Source organism: Lawsonibacter hominis, from assembly GCF_014287895.1.
In the GTDB taxonomy this organism is placed as follows: domain Bacteria; phylum Bacillota; class Clostridia; order Oscillospirales; family Oscillospiraceae; genus Lawsonibacter_A; species Lawsonibacter_A hominis.
Genome location: NZ_JACOPP010000010.1, coordinates 17203 through 35665 on the forward strand (window position 1 = coordinate 17203; position 18463 = coordinate 35665).

Sequence of the window (18463 nt, forward strand, 5' to 3'; positions counted from 1 at the left end):
GGGGAATGGACGAAAGGGCCATGGCCCTTTCCGGCGCTCTGCGGCAGGGCGGCAGGGGTTTTTGCTCCCACTGCACCCGATTTTATTCCATTTTTGATTATAACCTTCCCATCCCCCCATTTCAAGCTATAATTCCAAGAACCTGCAAAAGCAAAGCCTTAATTTTCCGTTTTTCCAGCCGGCGGCCGCAAAAACCAGGCGCATGGTCTTGTGCCTTCCAAATGAAACCATCTCTCCCGCCTGCATAGGCAAAAGAAACCTGCGGATACTAAGTGCCGTAACACTGAAACCGCAGGAGGAGTTTATATATGAAAGCGACTGGTATCGTGCGCCGTATCGACGACCTCGGGCGCGTGGTCATCCCCAAGGAGATCCGCAGGACGATGCGCATCCGCGAGGGCGACCCGCTGGAGATCTACACGGATAAGGATGGCGGCGTTATTTTCCGGAAATATTCCCTGATGGGCGGTCTGGGCGACTTCGCCGGTCAGATGTGCGAAACGCTCAACAAAACCACAGGTGAGATCGCGGTCATCACCGACCGGGACACCTGCATCGCCGTGGCGGGCACCGCCCGGCGGGAGCTGGCCGACAAGCGGGTCTCCACCGAACTGGAACAGATCATGGAGGGCCGTCAGATCTATCAGTATAAAGCGGGAGACAGCCCGCTGCCCATCTGTGAGGACGGGGACAAATACCTGATCAACTGTGCCGCGCCCATCCTGTCCGAGGGCGATGTGCTGGGCTGCGTGCTCTTTGCCGGCACGGACAACGACATGAAAAACAACGAAACGCATTATAAGCTGGTACAGACCATTGCAGGGTTTCTGGGACGCCATATGGAGGCCTGATCCCTCCCATAAAAAACGGCTGCCCTTCCGGGCAGCCGTTTCGCATTCCCGCCGTCCGCGGGCTCACTCCGCGCGGCCGTCGAGCACACGGTACACAAAGTCCAGATCCAGTCCGCCGCGCACTCCGTCGGCCAGCCGGTCATATTGCTGCTCCCGGTAAGCCCGCGCGTCGAAGCTGCCCAATCGGGCCGGGTCGGCGCCCTTGCGCGCGCACAGGACGCCCAGCACCGCATCCGCGATGCCGGGGGCGTCGAAAATACCGTGGAGGTAGCTGCCGTAGACGTTTCCGCCCCCCACCAGGATGGGCGCGCGTTCCGCTGCGCTGCGGCCCATGTGGATCTCGTAGCCCTCGTAGGCCATGCCGCTCAGGGGGGCGAGCAGCCCCTCCACCGGACCGAACACGCCCCTGGCCTGCGTCTGCTTCTTCTCCCCCCGGAAGAAGGTATCCACCGGCAACAGGCCCAGTCCGGCGGCCTGCGTGACCCCGGCGGCCTCCACGCCCTCCGGGTCGGATACGGTGCGGCCCAGCATCTGATAGCCCCCGCACACGCCAAACACCAGCGTTCCGGCGGCGGCGGCCTTTTGCACCGCCGCCTCCAGCCCGCTCTGGCGCAGCCAGAGCAGATCGGCGATGGTGCTCTTGGTGCCCGGAAGCAGGATCAGGTCCGGCTGATGCAGCTCCCGCACGCTGCCCACATAGCGCAGGGATACGTTTTCATACCGTTCGAAGGGGCTGAAATCGGTGAAGTTGGAAATGCGGGGCAGGCGGATGACCGCAATATCCACCAGCTTGCGGGCGGTGGCGCGGCAGAAGCGCTCAGTCAGGCTGTCCTCGTCGTCGATATCCACGTGGAGATAGGGCACCACCCCCGCCACCGGAACGCCGCACAGCCGCTCCAGCTGCTCCAGTCCGGGCTGAAGGATGGCCCGGTCCCCCCGGAACTTATTGACGATGGTCCCTTTGACCCGCCGGCGCTCCTCCCCGTCCAGCAGGGCGATGGTGCCGTAGAGCTGCGCGAACACGCCGCCCCGGTCGATGTCCCCCACCAGCAGGACGGGGGCGTCCACCAGTTTGGCCAGGCCCATGTTGACGATGTCCTCCCGCTTGAGGTTGATCTCTGCCGGGCTGCCCGCGCCCTCGATGACGATCACGTCGTATTCCGCCGCCAGGCTGTGGTAGGCCTCCAGCACGGCGGGGATGAACTCGTTTTTCCGGCGGTAATATTCCAGGGCCGTCATGTTCCCCACCACCGCGCCGTTCACGATGACCTGACTGCCCATGTCGGTGGTGGGCTTGAGGAGGATGGGGTTCATGCGCACGTCGGGCGCGATGCCCGCCGCCTGCGCCTGGACCACCTGGGCCCGGCCCATCTCGCCGCCCGCAGCGGTGATGAAGGAATTGAGCGCCATATTCTGGCTCTTGAAAGGGGCCGCCCGCAGGCCGTCCTGCCGGAAAATGCGGCACAGCCCCGCCGCCAGCAGACTTTTGCCTGCGTTGGACATGGTCCCCTGGATCATAATGGTTCTGGCCATATCAAGCTTCCTTTCGGAGCGCGCTCAGGGCGCTCAGCAGGGTCTGATTTTCCTCATGCCGCCGCACGGCGATCCGGTACCAGCCCGCGTCCAGGCCGCGGTAATTGGAGCAGTCCCGGACCAGGATCCCCCGCTCCAGCAGGGCGTCCTTCAGGGGCAGCGGGCTGTAAAACAGCAGGTAGTTGGCCTGGGAGGGACAGACATACAGCCCCAGCTGCTCCAGCCCCGCCCGGAGGAAGGCCCGCTCGGCGCGGATGACCCGGCGGGTCCGGGCCAAAAAGGCGCTCTCCCCCAGGGCCGCCACCCCGGCGGCCTGGGCGGGGAGGGAGACATTCCAGGGCTGTACCGTGCGCCCCATGGCCCGGAGCAGCGCCCCGTCGGCGCTGAGGCAGTACCCCAGGCGCAATCCCGCCATACCATAGCTTTTGGTGAATGCCTTCAGCAGGAACAGTCCCGGCTGCTCCGCCAGCAGGGGTTTGAGGGATGCGCTCCGCCCAGGGTCGGCCAGGTCCAGAAAGCATTCGTCCACAAACATGCGGATCTCCTTTTCCCGGCAGATGCAGCAGATCTCCGCCAGCAGGCCGGGCTCCACCAGCTGCCCGGTGGGGTTATTGGGATTGCAGAGGAAGACCACATCCCACGCCGCCTGCCGCAGCACCGGAAGGACCGCCTCCGTCAGGCGGAAGTCCGTGCAGCGGGAAAGGGTGTGGCGCTCCACCCCGCAGCCCGCCGCCGTCAGGGCCGCCGCATACTCGGAAAAGGTGGGGGCCAGCTCCAGCGCCCGCCGGGGACGCAGGGCGGCGCAGTAGGAGAAAATGAGCTCCGCGGCTCCGCAGCCGCAGAGCAGATATTTTTCCGGCACCTGCTCGTAATCCGCCAAAGCCCCGACCAGCGCCCGGCAGTAGGGGTCCGGATAGCGGTCCAGGCAGGCGGCGGACTCCGCCACCGCCCGGCGCACCGCCTCCGGCGTGCCCAGGGGATTGGTGTTGGCGGAAAAATCCAGCGCCACGGGGCGGCCGTAGCGGTCGCCGCCGTGCGGGTTTCCGGTTTGGTAGAGCATGGCGTCACTTCCCTGCGTTTCAAAATCAACGGCCGGATCGCTTTCTTCTCCCGGCACGGCTCCCACCCGGCGTTACAGGCGCCCCGCCAGCAGCGCCAACAGCGCCCGCAGCGCCGCGCTGCACAGCAGGGCCAGCAGCGCCGTCCCGTACATCAGCCGGCAGGCCCGGGGGATATCCGCGTGCTCGATCGCCCGCCGTTCGTCGCCGATGAAGGGCTTTTCGTGCCGCACGCCGTGGTACCATGCGTCCCCCGCCAGGCGCAGACCCAGCAGCCCCGCGCAGACCGACTCGGTCTGCGCGGAATTGGGACTGGCGTGGTTGTGCCGGTCCCGGCGGAAGATACGCCAGCCGCCGCCCACATCCAGTCCCAGCAGCCCCCCCGCCGCCAGCATCAGCAGCGCGGCCAGCCGCGCGGGGAGAAAATTCAGGACATCGTCCATTTTCGCGGGCACCAGCCCGATGTTGCGGTAAGGCGGCTCCACATAGCCCAGCATGGAATCCATCGTGTTGACCGCTTTATAGAAAAAGCCCAGCGGCGCGCCCCCCAGCGCCAGGAAAAAGAGGGGCGCCACCACGCCGTCGGAGGTGTTCTCCGCCACCGTCTCCACCGCGGCACGGGCGACGCCGGCCTCATCCAGCCGCTCGGTGTCCCGGCCCACGATCCAGGAGACGGCCCGGCGGGAGGCCTCCAAGTCCCCCGACTCCAGGGCGGTATAGACCTTCATGCTCTCCTCCCGCAGAGAGCGGACGGCCAGGATCTGCCAGCTCATCACGCTCTCCGCCGCCAGGGCCAGCCAAGGACTCACCCGGCGGCAGGCCCACAGCAGCAGCGCGGGGATCAGCAGGGACAGCCCCGCCGTCAGCACCCACAGCACGCCGCCCGCCCAGCGCTCTCCCGCCGCTGTTTGGGGGAAGCTCCGGCGCAGCATGCGCTCCAGCGCGGAGATCAGTTTCCCGATGAGCGCCACCGGATGGGGGACGCCCCGGGGATCCCCCAGCAGGAGATCCAGCCCAAAGCCGATCAGCAGGGCAGCGAGAGACCATCTCATGAACAGGGCTCCTTTTGTTGAAAGGTGAAGAGGTAGATGGGGTTCTGAGCGCTCATCAGGTGGTAGCGCCCCGCCTTCCGATCCCGGGCCACCGTGAGGCAGACCGCCTCGGTCTCCGTAAAGGGGAACGCGTCCCGGCAGGCGTTGAGCTCGGCCACCGACTCCAGGGTGACGGCGGCGGCCACGACGCGGGCGGCGGGGTTTTTCTCCCACACCAGCGCCAAGATCTCCCGGAGGTTGCCGGAGCTGCCGCCCAGGAACACATGGGTGGGGTCCTCCAGCGCCCGGCAGGCCTCCGGGGCCGTGCCGGGGACGATCTCCAGGTTTCCCGCCTGAAAGCGGGCGCGGTTCTCCTCCAGCAGCGCGCAGGCGTCCGCCCGGCGCTCGATGGCGTACACCCGGCCCCGCCGGGCCAGCCGGGCCATCTCGACGGACACCGAGCCGGTGCCTGCCCCCACGTCCCAGCACACCGCGTCCTCGGTGAGCCGGAGCTTGGACAGGCACACGGCGCGCACCTCGCTCTTGGTCATGGGCACCACGCCCTCTGCGCCGCCGCCCCGCTGAAAGGCCTCGTCGGGCAGGCCCGGGGTGACCACGCCCCGCCCGGCGGCGGCGTTTTCGATGAGCGCCACGCTGAGGGGGTGGTAGCGGCCCGCGGCCAGCTCGGCGGCGGAGCCGGTGGTGATGCGCTCGTCGGGGTAGCTCAGCCGCTCCCCCACGCTCACCCGCACCGCGCCCAGCCCGGCCTCCGCCAGCCGGCGGCAAAGGCGCGCCATGCCGTCCTCCCCGCCTACCAGGGCAAACACCCGGCGGTTGGCCGCCACGTCGGGCACGATGTCATGGTCGCGGCCGTGGACGCTGACCGGGACCACATCCTCATAGCCGGTGCCCAGCCGCGCGCAGAGGCAGACCAGGGAGCTCAGCCCCGGCAGCACCGTCACGTCCCACCCGCTCAGAAGGGGCAGCAGGCGCCGGGCGCCGCTGAAAAAGCCCACGTCCCCGGACAGGGCCACCGCGAAGCGCAGCAGCTCCGGGTGGGCGCGGATCTGCGCGCAGATGGCCTGGGGCTCCACCGCCGCCAGCGCCGTCTGCCCCGGCGCGGCCACCGCTTCCAGCATGCGCGGCGCGCCGATGACGCCGTCCGCCTCCCGCAGGGCGCGGCGCGCCTGCTCCGTCATGGCCGACGCTGCGCCCGGACCGATGCCCACCAGCGTCACCCGGGGGCGGTGGACCAGGCCAAAGCGGGCCCACAGCCTGCGCACCACCGCGTCAAAGGGCTCGCCCTCCCGCTGGGGCGGACGGCCCACGACCACCAGGGTGGCGCCCGTCTCCTCCGCCGCCGCGGCTTTTTCGGCAAATCCCCCGGCGGCGCCCGCCTCTTTCGTCACCAGAAAGCGTGCGCAGACCGCCCGGAGCATGGCGGCGTTCCATTCCCGGGAAAAGGGGCCCTGCACGGCCAGGATGTGTCCCGGCTCCAGCCCCGCCGCCCGGCAGGCCTCCAGCGAGGCCGCCATGGGCAGCACCCGGGCATAGACCCGGCGGGCAAAGTCCGTCATGCCGCTGTAACGGGCCAGTTCCTTGCTGCCGGTGGTCAGCAGCACGTTGCCCGGCTTTCCCTCCAGATAAGCCGCCGCCGCCGCGCTGTCCGGCACAAAGACCGCCCCGGCCTGCGCCCCGCTCTCCGGACGCAGCAGGCGCAGGTATTCCGTGCCCGCCGCCCGGCAGGCCGCGGCAATGTTTTCCGTCGCCACAGGGGCGTAGGGGTGGGTGGCGTCCACCACGCAGTCGAAGCCCTCCCGCCGGAAGAGCTCCTGCATCTCCTCCCGGGTCAGGGGCTGGGCGGAGACCGTCAGGTTCTCCCCCTCCGGCAGCAGGCTCCGGCCGTATTCCGTGGCTACGCAGACGGTGACGGACACGCTCTGCCCGGCCAGCAGCTGGGCCAGCTTCCGCCCCTCGGTGGTACCGGCGAACAGGCACAGCTTACCCATGGCGGTACCCCCTGGGGGTGACCAGCCGCCCGCCGATCACCCGGGTGGTGCTGTTGCCGATGAAGACGGTGCAGAACATGTCGGCGGGGTAGTCCGCCAGCTCCTCCAGGGTCAGCACCATGCCGCTTTCCCCGTCCCGGCCGATGCTGCGGGCCACGCCGCAGGGCCGCTCCGGCGGCAGGCGGCGCAGCAGGATCCCGCAGGCGCGGCGCAGATGCTCGGGCCGCCCATGGCTGGCCGGGTTGTAGAGGACGATGGACAGGTCCCCTGCTGCGGCGGCCTCCAGCCGCGCCTCAATGGCCGGCCAGGGGGTCAGCCGGTCGCTGAGGCTGATCACGGCAAAATCGTGGGTCAGCGGCGCACCCAGCACCGCCGCGCCGCTGCACGCCGCCGTCAGTCCGGGCACCACCGCGATCTCCGGTGCGGAACGCTCCCCCCGCAGCTCGTAGACCAGGGCCGCCAGGCCGTACACGCCGCTGTCCCCGGAGCAGACGAGGGCGGTCTCCTTCCCGCGCTCCGCCAGCTCCAGCGCCATGCGGCAGCGTTCGCTCTCCCGTGTCATGGGGGTGGTGTAAAATTCCTTGTCCGGGTAGCGCGGGCGGACCAAGTCCACATAGACGTGATAGCCCACGATCGCCCGGCTGGCCTGCAGGGCCCTGTGGGCCCGCAGGGTCATATTGTCCGCGTCTCCCGGGCCGATGCCCACTACCGTCAGTTTAGCCAAAGCGCACCTCCCAATGCTCCGCCGCCACGGCCACGGTTACGCCGTCCCGGGCGGTCTTTTTCACCAGCAGCCGCTCCGCGCCCAGCAAGGCGGCGCGCTCGCACACATTGTCCACCCCCGTGACCGTCCGGACGAAGGCCGACGGGGTAAAGGCCCCCTCCACCGCCGCCAGCTCCCCGGCGGAGTGGAACCGGACCGGCCACCCCTTTTCCCGGCAGAAGGCCAGAAGGCCCGGCTCCTCCGCCTTCAGGTCGATGGAGGCGGCGCACTTCACCGCACGGGGGTGGATGGCATGCTCCTCCAGTACCTGCTCCACCAGCGCCCGGATGGCCTCCGCCGGGGTCCCCCGGCGGCAGCCCAGCCCCACGTGGAGCACCGGCGGCACCAGCAGCAGGGTCTCCCCGAACGGGCGGCGGCGCCGCCAGGAGACACAGATGCCCACCGCTCCGCGCTCGCCCGCCTCCGTCCCGGCCGGCAGGGGGCCGGTCACGGGGAAATCGCTGCTCAGGGGGACCGGGCCCTCCAGAATGGCGGCGGACACCGCCTTGGCGGTGCGCATACTGTCGATGGCAAGCCCCTGTTGGGCCGCCCAGGCGTCCACCGAGAACCGGCCGTTCACGTCGGTGGCGGTGGTGATCACGCCGGTGGCGCCCAGCCCGGCGGCCACCCGGCGCGTCAGCTCATTGGCCCCGCCGATGTGGCCGGAGAGCAGGGAGATGACGAACTGCCCCCGCTCGTCCGCCACCAGCACGGCGGGATCGGTGCGCTTGTCCGCCACGTAGGGGGCGATGGCCCGCACCGCGATGCCGCAGGCCCCCACAAAAACGACGGCGTCCGCCCACGCCATCACCGGGCCGGTAAACCGGCTCAGCGGCGGCACGACGGCCTCAAAATCCTCCTGGGCATACCGCGCCATGGTATAGGCCCGGCATTCGTCCCCCGCGCCGCAGGCCGCCCCGCGCACCCGCCGGGCGGTGTCGCAGCCCCGGCGGCTGAAGGCAAACAGGGCCAGCTTCATGTCTCGTCCCCGTCGCTTCCCTGCCGGAACGCGGTGGTAAAGGCGGGGTCATAGAGGCGGGAGCGCCGGTATTCCTGCCCCATACAGCCGCCCACGATGATCAGCGCGGTCTTGGTGATGCCGCTCCCGGTCACCGCGGCGTGCAGGGTGCCCACGGTGCAGCGGACGATCCGCTCGTCGGGCCAGGTGGCCTTGTAGACCACCGCGGCCGGGGTGTCCGCCGGATAGCCCCCCGCCAGCAGCTCCGCCTGAAGCGTTTCGGTCAGCCCGGCGCTGAGAAACAGCACCATGGTGGAGCGGTGGGCGGCCAGGGCGCGGATGGACTCCCGCTCCGGCACGGCGGTGCGCCCGGCGGTGCGGGTGATGATGACGCTCTGGCTCACGCCGGGCAGGGTATACTCCGCCCGCAGGGAGGCGGCCGCGCCGCAGAATGCGCTGACGCCGGGGCAGACGTCATAGTCCACCCCCATCGCCTCCAGCCGGTCGAACTGCTCCCGTACCGCGCCGTAAATGCTGGAGTCCCCGGTGTGCAGGCGCACGGTGGTCTTGCCCGCCGCCTCCGCCGCGGCGATGGTCTCCAGCACCTGCTCCAGGGTCATCTCCGCACTGTTGTGGATCTCACAGCCGGGCTTGGTGCCCGCCAGCAGCTCGGGGTTGACCAGAGACCCGGCGTAGATGACCACGTCGGCCTCCCTCAGCAGCCGGGCGCCCCGCACCGTGATCAGATCCGCCGCGCCGCTTCCGGCGCCCACAAAATGTACCATTGCTATCCCTCCCTGATGTGTTGCAGCAGCGCCGGCGCCTGTCCCGTCTCTCCCAGCAGGCCGAAGGCCTTGGAAAAGAGTATCGCGCCGGTCCGCAGCTGCTCGCCCGCCCGGTTGGCCAGATGGAGCTCCACCCGCCCCGTCAGGCGGCGCAGCGTCTCCTCGCAGATCCCGTGTTCCCGCAAGACCCGCAGGGCCTCGTCGCAGCTGACGCAGGCGAGCACCGCCCCGCTCCCCGCCGCATCCAGCCCCGCCGCCCCGGCGTGGGCGGCCAGCAGCTCCATGCGGCAGTCTCCGTACTTGGAGTGGGTGTTGAGCATTCCCCCCGCCAGCTTGACCAGCTTGCCGATATGCCCCACCAGCAGCGCGCCCCGGAACCCCAGCTCCCGGCACAGGTCCAGGCTCTCCCCGATGAAATTGGAGGTCTGCACCGCCCGCTCCGGGTCGAGGCCCAGCGACGTGCGGATAAACTCCGCGCCGTAATTGCCCGGCGTCAGCAGCACGTACTCCGCCCCGCCCGCCCGGCGCTGGCTCAGCTCCAGGCGGATGGTATCCACCAGGGCCTGCTCGCTCATGGGCTCCACGATGCCGGTGGTGCCCAGGATGGAGATGCCGCCCGCGATGCCCAGCCGGGGATTGAAGGTCTTTTTCGCCAGGGCCTCCCCCTCCGGGGCGGAGATCACCACCGACAGCCCGCCCCGGTAGTCCAGCGCCCGGCAGACCTCCCCGACGTTCTCCCGGATCATCTTCCGGGGCACCGAGTTGATGGCGGCGGCCCCCACCGGCTGATCCAGGCCGGGCCTGGTCACCCGGCCCACGCCGGCGCCGCCGTCGATCCAGACGCCGGGGCCGTCCCGTTTGGACACGGCGGCGAAGATCAGCGTCCCCCGGGTCACGTCCGGGTCGTCGCCGGGGTCCTTTTCAATCGCGCACGAGACCTGCCCGGCCCCCAGTTCGATGGCCCGGACCGCCAGCTCCAGCCGGACTCCGCCGGGGGTGGTCAGACCGATCTGCTCCCGCCGCCGGCCGGTCAGCAGCATCCAGGCCGCCGCCTTGGCCGCCGCCGCCGCGCAGGACCCGGTGGTATACCCCAGCCGCAGGCGCTTCCCCGCCCGGACGATATACTCCTCCATGGCTCAGCGGGCGATCTGATAGAGCATGGCATTGCAGATGGCGGCGGCCACATTGCTGCCGCCCTTCCGGCCCCGGGCCACGATATAGGGCGCGCCGGCGTCCATGATCTGCTGCTTGCTCTCCACCACGTTCACAAAGCCCACCGGCACGCCGATGACCAGCGCCGGGGACAGCGCCCCGCCGCGGATCAGCTCCCCCAGCTCCAGCAGGGCGGTGGGGGCGTTGCCGACGGCAAAGATACAGGGCTTTTTCACATGCTCCGCCGCCCACCGCATGGACGCCGCGGCGCGGGTGCTCCCCCGCCGCCCGGCCAGCGCGGCCACCTCCGCCTCGGACATGAAGCAGTGCACCTGCCCCCCCAGGCCCTCCAGCACCCGCTTATTGATGCCCGAACGGGCCATCTGGGTATCGGTGACGATATCGCATCCGGCGCGCAGGGCGGCGATGCCCTGCGCGACCGCATGGTCGGAAAAGGCCAGGTTTTCGGCATAATCGAAATCGGCGGTGGTATGGATCACCCGTTTGACCACCAGCTCGTTTTCCGCCGGGATGACCTGCTCCCCCAGCAGCTGAGTAATGATCTCAAAGCTGCGCCGTTCAATGTCCATGGGCTTATCGTACTCGATCATGACGTTCTTTCTCCTTTAAACAGGCCTCATAAAACCGCGTGGCAAAGGCCGGATTGGCGTAAAAATGGAAGTGGGGATAGCCCGCGTAGAGGGTCGGGGTGGCGACGGCGCACGTCCAGCTGCGGCCGGTGGGTTTGACGGCGGTGAAGTCCTCTCCCCGCTCCGTGGCGTCCCAGCGGTGGAACTCGTGGCCCCGGATCTCCTCTCCCGCCCGGCACAGCAGATTGTCCCGCCTGGCCCGCAGGGTCACATAGCCGAAGCGCACCAGCCTCCCCGCGTCGGCGCAGTTCCCGGGCAGGACGCCCGCCATGGGAGCGCCGGCAATGGCCTGGGTCAGGTACATAAAGCCGCCGCACTCGGCGATGCAGGGCAGGCCGCCCTCCACCGCCGCGCGGATCGCGGCGCGCAGGGACGCGTTTTCACTCAGGGCAGGGGCGTACAGCTCCGGATAGCCGCCCCCCAGATAGAGCCCGTGGATCTCCTCCGGCAGCGCCGGGTCGGCCAGCGGGCTGAAGGGGACCAGCTCCGCCCCCAGCTCCGTCAGGGCGGCCAGGCTGTCCTCATAGTAAAAGCAGAAGGCCCTGTCCCGGGCCACGGCGATGCGCACCGGCCGGTCAAAGCGGGGCAGGCGCACCGGCTCGTACTCCAGCGGCGGCGCGCTGCGGGCCAGCTCCAGCAGCCCGTCCAGGTCGATGCTTCGCTCCGCCTGACGGGCCAGCCGCGCCAGCTTCTCCCGCAGATCGGAGACCTCTGCGGCGGTGACCAGCCCCAGATGGCGGCTAGAGAGGGCACACTCCGGCAGCACGGGCAAAAACCCCAGGGGGCGCACCCGCCCTCCGAACCGCTCCCGGATGGCCGCCGCCAGCGCCGGATAGGCCCCTTCGGAGCACTGGTTGAGAAGGACGCCCTGGACCGGATGGTCGGGGCAGAAGTCCAAAAAGCCCTGGAGCACCGCCAGCGCCGAAAGCGCCGTCCCCTTGGCGCCTACCACCAGCACCACGGGCGTTTGGGTCCACCGGGCCACCTCGTAGGTGCTGGCCCGGGTGGTGGTAAGCCCCAGGCCGTCGTAGTACCCCATGACCCCCTCGATGACGCTGACCGCCCTGCCGGCGGCATGCCGGGCCAGCAGGAAGCGCAGGGTATTTTCCGTAAAGAAGAAGGGGTCCAGATTGGCGCTGGGCGCGCCGATGACGCGGCTGTGAAACATGGGGTCGATGTAGTCCGGCCCGCATTTGAAGCTGCCCGTATCGATCCCCCGGTCCACCAGCGCCTGAAGCACCGCGCAGGCCAGGGTGGTCTTTCCGCAGCCGCTGTTGGTGCCCGCCAGCAGCAGGCGCGGCAGGTTCTGCTGCATCCGCCCGTCCCCCTCCGTTTCGTTTGAATGGATCTGTTTCGCGCTCAATCCAGGCCTCCGGCGGCCTGGAGGGCCCGGCGCACATACAGCGCCCGGATGCCGTCCAGACGGCCCAGCCCGCCCAGAACGCAGGCGGTCCGGAGGCCGGCCGCCTCCAGCCGCGCCCGGAGGCTTCCGGGCGCCGGGCCCGCCATGTCGTTTTTGGCGTGATCCCCGGCCGCCAGCAGCAGCGGGACCAGCAGGGCACGGGGCCGCCCCAGCGCGGCCAGCTCCGCCGCCGCGTCTTCAAAGGTGGGGACGCCCTCCACCGTGCACAGGCGCACCGCCGCCCCCGGCAGCGCCCGCAGGCGCCGGGCCATGGCCTCATAGAGGGCGTTGGCCGCATGGGCGGTGCCGTGCCCCATCAGCAGCAAGGCCGTATCCTCCCCCACCGGATAGGCCTGCCGCAGGGCGGCGATCACGCCGTCCAGGTCGTCCTCTCCGTACAAAAGCGGGCGGCCCGCCCGCACCTCCAGTCCGTCGGCCGCCGTCAGGGCCGCGCACAGGCCGTCGTACTCTTCGCCGGGGAGGAGCAGGGTGGGCTGGACGACCACCCGCCCCATGCCGTCGGAGCGGATCCGCGCGAGGGCCTCCTCCACGCTGTCCACGTGCATGTTCTGCCGCTCCCGCAGGCGGCGGCGCACGACGCCGCTGGTAAAGGCCCGGTAGACCGGGCAGCCGGGGAAGGCGTCGGCCAGCGCCTCCTCCACCGGGACGATATCCGCCCGAAGGGCGTCCAAATGGGTGGTGCCGAAGCTGACGGCCAAAACGGCTGTTCGCATGGCGTTTCTCCTTTCGTCGGACTACAGGTTCTTGCGCCGTAGGACCACCAGATTGGCCACGGCCAGGAAGGCGGCGGCGTACAGGGCCAGCACCCCCAGGCTCAGCAGGCTGGGCGCGGCGCCGTAAGCCATGGAACGCAGCGACCCGCTGGCATGGGTCAGGGGCAGGAGCCGGATGAGCGTCTGCACCGCCCCGGGCACCCGGTCCAGCGGGAAGAAGGTATTGCACAGGAAGGTCATCGGCAGGATGACAAAGGTGGAAAACCGGGTGATGTCCGCGTGGGTGCTGGCCAGGACGGCCGCCATGACCCCCAGGGCCCCGAAGGTCATTCCGTTGAGCAGCATCACCAGGAAAAAGGCCGGGCTCAGGCACATAGAGGCCCCGAAGGGGAACGAAAGCAGCAGGATGAGCACGCCGCTGTACATCCCCCGCAGGGATCCCCCCAGCATCTGGCCGAAAATATAGGCCGGCATAGGAGTGGGGGATATGATGATATGATCGAAGGAGTGCTCAAACAGGCGCTGGACGTTCAGCGGCTGGGCCACAGCGGAAAAGCTGGTGTTCATGGTGGTCAGGGCGAGGATGCCCGGCACCAGGAAATCAATGTAGGGCCGTTCGGTGACGGCGCTGGCCGAGCCCAGGCCCCATCCCAGCGCGATCAGATACAGCAGGGGACTCACCAGGGCGGAAGCGGTGATCTTCTTCCACTCGAAGCGAAACTCCACCCACTTCTCCCACAGCACGGTGACGACTGCGTTCACGATCGGATTTTGCCGCATCACACCGCCTCCAATCCGCGCCCCACCTGGGTCAGGAACACGTCTTCCAGCGTGGTCCTGCGCAGAAGGATCGGCTCGCTCCGCCCGCCGGCGTAGGCAAGGGCCGCCTCCTTGTCTGGAAAGAACGCGCTTTGGGTGTGATCTCCCGCAAACACGTCCACCGCCACCGGCCCCAGCAGGCGGATCAGGTTTTCCGGCGTATCCAGCCGCGCCACCCGCCCCTGGTCGATGAGCGCCACACGCTGGCACAGGCTTTCGGCCTCTTCAATATAATGGGTGGTCAGCAGAATGGTCAATCCCTGACGGTTCAGGGTGCGCAGCAGGTCCCACATCTGCCGCCGGGAGGCCGGGTCCAGCCCAATGGTGGGCTCGTCGAGGATCAGGATCTCCGGGTCGGTGAGCAGAGCGCGGCAGAGCATGAGCTTGCGCTTCATGCCTCCGGACAGCCTGCGCACCGTCTTGTTCCGGTGTCCGGTCAGGGCGCAGAAGGCCAGCAGCTCTTCCCGGCGCCGCAGGATGCGCTCCTGCGGGATGCCGTAGAGCCGCCCCTGCAATTCCATGATCTGATCCAGCGTCATATCGCTGCGCAGGGAGTTGTGCTGGGTGATCAGCGCCAGCTTGCGTTTGATGTCCCCCCGGCGGCGGCCCAGCGTCTCTCCGTCGATCCGGATCTCCCCCGCCGAGGGCAGCAGCAGGGTGGACAGGATGCTGATAAGGGTGGTCTTCCCCGCCCCGTTGGGGCCCAGCAGGCCGAAAAACGCCCCTGATTCGATGGTCAGGGACACATCGTCCAGGGCGTTGGTCCCGCTTTGGGGATAGCGCTTGCTCACATGACAAATCTCGATCATACGCCGCTCTCCTTTCCCTGCCATCCCTTCCAGCCCCGGTACACGCGCAGGCCTTTCTCCCGGGCCAGTTCCAGCAGGCGGCCGTTCATCCGGTTGAACACGGCGACGGGGGTCCCTGCGTCGATGACCGCCCCGGCCCGCAGCAGGGCCTGCTCCGCCGCGCGGCACAGCGCCTCGCCGGCGGGCTCGAACGCGGGAGCGGCGTACACGTGGTCGCTCAGCTCCCGGGCCACCTGAAAATCCACGTCGTTTTCAAACAGGACGCCGGTGGCAAAGGGCACCTGCTGCTTTTGCAGGGCACGGTAGCAGGGCACGCCGAAGCCGCCGCCCCCCACCACGAAGACCTGAGGCGCCCCTTCGGGGCGGGTCAGCTCCACGCTGCCGAAGAGCAGGTTGTAGGAGCCGTGCTCGATCTCATAAAGCCGGTCGATCTCGCCTCCCGCGAACAGCTCCTCCGGCGGACCGAACCGGGCGACGGTATCCCCCTTGACGCACAGAAGGTAGTCGGAGATCTTCATGGCCAGGTCGATCTCATGCAGGGACATGACCACCGTAACACGCTGCTCCCGGGCCATTTCCCGGAGAATATCCAGCAGCTCGATCTTATGGCGGATATCCAGATAGGCGGTAGGCTCGTCCAGGACGATGACCTGGGGCTGCTGGCAGATGGCCCGGGCCAGCATGATCCGCTGGCGCTGGCCGTCGCTGAGGGTGGCGAAGTCCCGCTCCTCCAGCTCCAGGGCGTGGACCCGCTCCAGGGCCTGACGGACGATGCGCTTGTCGGTCTCGGTCAGTTTGCCCAGGGCGTTGGTGTAGGGATAGCGGCCCATCGCCACCACTTCGCCGCAGGTCATCAGTTCCGGACGGATCCGGTCGGTAAGCACCACCGCCACCTGCCGGGCCATCTCCCGGGCCGACCAGGCGTATACCTCCCGCCCGCCGATGTACACCATGCCGCCCAGCTTGGTCAGATGGCGGGTGATGGACTTGAGGATGGTGGACTTCCCCGCCCCGTTGGGGCCGATCAGCGTGAGGATCGTCCCCTTTTCGATCTGGATGCTGATGTCGTGTATGAGCACCTGCCCGTCATAGCCCACGGCCAGATCTTCCGTTTTGAAATATCCCATCGCAGCCTCCTACTCCTGGCCCCTGCGGCGGCGCAGCATCATCCAGATGACCACCGGCGCGCCAAAGGCGGAGGTGACGGTGCCGATGGCCAGCTCGGTGGGCGAAAACGCCGTACGGGCGATCAGGTCGCAGAAAATGCAAAACACCGCGCCGCACAGATACGTGACCGGGATGACCAGCACGGGCCGGGAGGTCTTGAGCAGGGAGCGGGTGATATGGGGCACCGCGATCCCCACAAAGGAAATAGGACCGGCAAAGGCGGTGACACAGGCGGAGAGCAGGCTGGAGAGCAGGATGAGCAGCGCTCGGAAGAGCTTGATGTTGATGCCCAGGCTCCGGGCGTACCCCTCTCCCAGCGCATAGGCCCCGATGGGCTTGCTCAAAAGCCAGGCCGCCCCCAGTCCCAGCAGGCAGATCCACGCCGCGGTGGTCACGCTGCTCCAGTTCGCCCCGGAAAAGCTGCCCATGGACCAGCTGGTCAGGTTGACGATGTCCTCCTCCTTGGCAAAGGTGATGCAGAAGTCGGTGATGGCGCCGCAGACATAGCCCACCATGATGCCGATGACCAGCAGCATCGACATGCCATGTACCCGCTGGGAGAAGATCAGCACGATGCCCGCGATGAGCAGGGAGCCTGCAAAGGCGGAGAGGATCATGACCGTAGAGCTGATCCGGCTGAGATACCGGCTGAGGAAGATCATGGTGATCCCCACCACCATCTTGGCCCCCGAGGAGATCCCCAATACGAAGGGTCCGGCAATGGGGTTGCGGAAGAAGGTCTGGAGCAGAAACCCGGAGACGGAGAGCGCGCCCCCCAGAATGGCGGCCAGCAGCATCCGGGGCATCCGGATGCTGAAAATGATCTTGCTCTCGGTGGAGCCGTCCAGCACCGCCTGGAGCGCCTCGGCGTAAGCGCCGCCGGTAAACACTTCCATGACCTTCAGCCGCAGAGCATCCCACACCATACGGAATACCGCTCCGGCCGGGATTTGTACGGAGCCTGTATTGACATTCAGCACCAAACCCCAGGCCAGCAGTCCGGCCAGGACCGCCACCACGGCCGCAAAGCGCCCGACAGCGGTCAGGCGCTTTGCGCGCCGCCCCGTTTCCGCCAGGTGCGGGGCGGTTTGCAGCTTCGTTTCCATAGCTTGCCGCCTTTCCAACGATACTGGATAGAAGGAAATCGGCAGGGCGGAAGGCCCCGCCCTGCCGCGGCGCGGCGAACAAGCCCGCCGCGCCGCTCAAACATGCCGGCACTTTTCAAGGACCTGCAGCCCCCCCGCTGACGCCTGGGTCCGCCTGGGTCCCCCAGGGCCGCCCGCGTCCTTCTCCGTAAAGGGGACGCGGCGTCCGCAAGGCCGCAAAGCCGCCGACGGCTGCCCCGTGCGGGCGCAGACGCATGTTTCACGGCCGCGGGGGCGAGGCTATACGCGGCCTTCCCCCCCGCCAACGGCAGGGCGGGTTCTCCCACCTGCCGCTGGCGTGGCCCTCAGGACAGCTTGATCAGATGGTCGGTGGTCACATCGCCGTCGGCGCTGGCGAGAATGGCGTTCATATCCGACAGGATGGAGGCGATGGCGGCGGTAGACTGGGTAAAGTCCGGCGAGGTGATCCAGACATTGCCGTCCTGCACCGCTTTGAAGTCGGCAAACAGGGGGTTATAGTCGATCATTTCCTGGATGGAGGCGAAGGAGCGGGCAAAGTTCACATAGAACAGGTAATCCGCGTCCTTGTTGCCGGCGTACCACTCTTCAAAGGTCATATTGGTATTGCCGCTCTTCTCCGGCTCCATATCGGCCAGGATGTACGTGCCGCCGGCCATGCCGATCAGCTGGGCCATATAGTCGCCGCCGTTGCGGGCATAGCACTTGTCGGTGGAGGTGATGTAGCCCATGGCCACGGTCTTGCCGTACGCCTGCGCGGCGGTGGCGTCCTCCACAAGGGCCTTCTGCGCCTCAAAATAGGCTTCGGCCTGCTCCTCCATGCCGAAGAGTACGCCAAACAGCTTTACCCACTCCACACGGCCCAGAGGATGGGCCTCCTTGGAGGAATTCTCCACGATGGAGGGGATGCCCAGCTCGTCAAATTTCTCCAGCACCTCGGGATTGTTGTCGATCATGGTGGTATCCACGTGCAGCTGAATGTCGTTGGCGGTCATCTGCTCATAATCCGGTTCCTTATAGTGGCCGGAGAAGGCGATGCTGCCCTCGTTCATCTTCGCCACCACATCTTCGATGTACCAGTCCTCCACGTCGTTGGCCACCAGCTTCACGTGGTCCAGCCCGCCCATGGCGGCCACCAGCGAAGTCATGCCGGTGCTGGCCAGATAGACCCGGTCGATGGGTTGCTGCAGAACCACCACGCCCGCCTCCAGTTCCTCGGGGACGCTCATGCCCTCGGGCACCACCAGATAGGTGTTCCCGGTGGTGCCGGCAGTGAACATGCGGTAGCCGCCCTTATAGCGGTCGACGGCAAAATTCCGGGCATACTCCAGTTCCATGGGGCCGTCCAACACCAGCTTGCCGTCGTAATCCTCCTGGGGCGCGGCGGTCTCCGGCACAGCCGTCTCCGGGGCGGCGGTCCCGGACGCGGCGGGGTTCGTGTTCCCGCAAGCCGCCAGGCAAAGCAGCAGGGCCAAGGACAGGATGCTCATTCCGATTCGTTTCATAGTTTCCTCCTCATGTTATGGATCGCTCCAGTCTATAAAATCCCCCCTTGTTCCAGCGGACGCACCCCTCCCGTGGACGCAGAAAGCCGCGGCAGCGCTGAACGCTGCCGCGG

General features: G+C 68.0%; 17 protein-coding genes. 1 reads left to right on the forward strand and 16 read right to left on the reverse strand.

What is annotated here, in order from left to right:
* The first annotated feature begins 308 nt into the window (after positions 1-308).
* Positions 309-851 (forward strand): stage V sporulation T C-terminal domain-containing protein, encoded by a 543-nt coding sequence (locus H8S57_RS08735; RefSeq protein ID WP_186907704.1) that lies wholly within the window; start codon positions 309-311, stop codon positions 849-851.
* Between the two features lie 63 nt (positions 852-914).
* Here the strand turns inward: H8S57_RS08735 and H8S57_RS08740 are convergent, their stop codons facing one another.
* The 16 genes from H8S57_RS08740 to H8S57_RS08815 all read right to left on the reverse strand — a co-directional run bounded on the left by H8S57_RS08740 (position 915) and on the right by H8S57_RS08815 (position 18350).
* Positions 915-2384 carry a cobyric acid synthase gene (locus H8S57_RS08740; RefSeq protein ID WP_186907705.1) on the reverse strand — a complete coding sequence of 490 codons (1470 nt, stop codon included), beginning with the start codon at positions 2382-2384 and terminating at the stop codon, positions 915-917.
* A 1-nt stretch (position 2385) separates the two neighbouring features.
* Entirely contained in the window at positions 2386-3444 is a 1059-nt protein-coding gene (locus H8S57_RS08745; protein WP_186907706.1) for a pyridoxal phosphate-dependent aminotransferase, read from the reverse strand.
* 72 nt (positions 3445-3516) lie between these two features.
* Positions 3517-4494 (reverse strand): adenosylcobinamide-phosphate synthase CbiB, encoded by a 978-nt coding sequence (gene cbiB, locus H8S57_RS08750; RefSeq protein ID WP_186907707.1) that lies wholly within the window; start codon positions 4492-4494, stop codon positions 3517-3519.
* Positions 4491-6482, reverse strand: a complete 1992-nt coding sequence (cobK, locus tag H8S57_RS08755) for a precorrin-6A reductase (RefSeq protein ID WP_186907708.1) — start codon at positions 6480-6482, stop codon at positions 4491-4493. Before cobK ends, cbiB begins: the two co-directional genes overlap by 4 nt.
* A complete protein-coding gene (gene cobJ, locus H8S57_RS08760) occupies positions 6475-7206 on the reverse strand; it encodes a precorrin-3B C(17)-methyltransferase (RefSeq protein WP_186907709.1) in 732 nt (243 codons plus the stop codon). The genes cobK and cobJ overlap by 8 nt, the downstream gene beginning before the upstream one ends.
* A complete protein-coding gene (locus H8S57_RS08765; RefSeq protein WP_186907710.1) occupies positions 7199-8224 on the reverse strand; it encodes a cobalt-precorrin 5A hydrolase in 1026 nt (341 codons plus the stop codon). The genes cobJ and H8S57_RS08765 overlap by 8 nt, the downstream gene beginning before the upstream one ends.
* Complete coding sequence (gene cobM, locus H8S57_RS08770) at positions 8221-8988, reverse strand: precorrin-4 C(11)-methyltransferase (protein WP_186907711.1); 768 nt, start codon at positions 8986-8988, stop codon at positions 8221-8223. Before cobM ends, H8S57_RS08765 begins: the two co-directional genes overlap by 4 nt.
* 2 nt (positions 8989-8990) lie before the next feature.
* A complete protein-coding gene (cbiD, locus tag H8S57_RS08775) occupies positions 8991-10121 on the reverse strand; it encodes a cobalt-precorrin-5B (C(1))-methyltransferase CbiD (RefSeq protein WP_186907712.1) in 1131 nt (376 codons plus the stop codon).
* A 3-nt stretch (positions 10122-10124) separates the two neighbouring features.
* Positions 10125-10751, reverse strand: coding sequence for a precorrin-8X methylmutase (locus H8S57_RS08780; RefSeq protein ID WP_186907713.1), 627 nt, complete (start codon positions 10749-10751; stop codon positions 10125-10127).
* Positions 10735-12153 carry a cobyrinic acid a,c-diamide synthase CobB gene (locus tag H8S57_RS08785; RefSeq protein ID WP_353845854.1) on the reverse strand — a complete coding sequence of 473 codons (1419 nt, stop codon included), beginning with the start codon at positions 12151-12153 and terminating at the stop codon, positions 10735-10737. The genes H8S57_RS08780 and H8S57_RS08785 overlap by 17 nt, the downstream gene beginning before the upstream one ends.
* Positions 12150-12926, reverse strand: a complete 777-nt coding sequence (locus H8S57_RS08790; RefSeq protein ID WP_186907714.1) for a sirohydrochlorin cobaltochelatase — start codon at positions 12924-12926, stop codon at positions 12150-12152. Before H8S57_RS08790 ends, H8S57_RS08785 begins: the two co-directional genes overlap by 4 nt.
* Positions 12927-12947: 21 nt before the next feature.
* Positions 12948-13706, reverse strand: a complete 759-nt coding sequence (locus tag H8S57_RS08795; protein ID WP_186907715.1) for an ABC transporter permease — start codon at positions 13704-13706, stop codon at positions 12948-12950.
* Positions 13706-14554: an ABC transporter ATP-binding protein gene (locus tag H8S57_RS08800; RefSeq protein WP_186907716.1), complete on the reverse strand. Its 849-nt coding sequence runs from the start codon at positions 14552-14554 to the stop codon at positions 13706-13708. The genes H8S57_RS08795 and H8S57_RS08800 overlap by 1 nt, the downstream gene beginning before the upstream one ends.
* Complete coding sequence (locus H8S57_RS08805; RefSeq protein ID WP_186907717.1) at positions 14551-15681, reverse strand: ABC transporter ATP-binding protein; 1131 nt, start codon at positions 15679-15681, stop codon at positions 14551-14553. The genes H8S57_RS08800 and H8S57_RS08805 overlap by 4 nt, the downstream gene beginning before the upstream one ends.
* Positions 15682-15690: 9 nt before the next feature.
* A complete protein-coding gene (locus H8S57_RS08810; RefSeq protein WP_186907718.1) occupies positions 15691-16827 on the reverse strand; it encodes a FecCD family ABC transporter permease in 1137 nt (378 codons plus the stop codon).
* A gap of 344 nt (positions 16828-17171) precedes the next feature.
* Positions 17172-18350 carry an ABC transporter substrate-binding protein gene (locus H8S57_RS08815; protein ID WP_186907719.1) on the reverse strand — a complete coding sequence of 393 codons (1179 nt, stop codon included), beginning with the start codon at positions 18348-18350 and terminating at the stop codon, positions 17172-17174.
* Between the last annotated feature and the right edge of the window lie 113 nt (positions 18351-18463).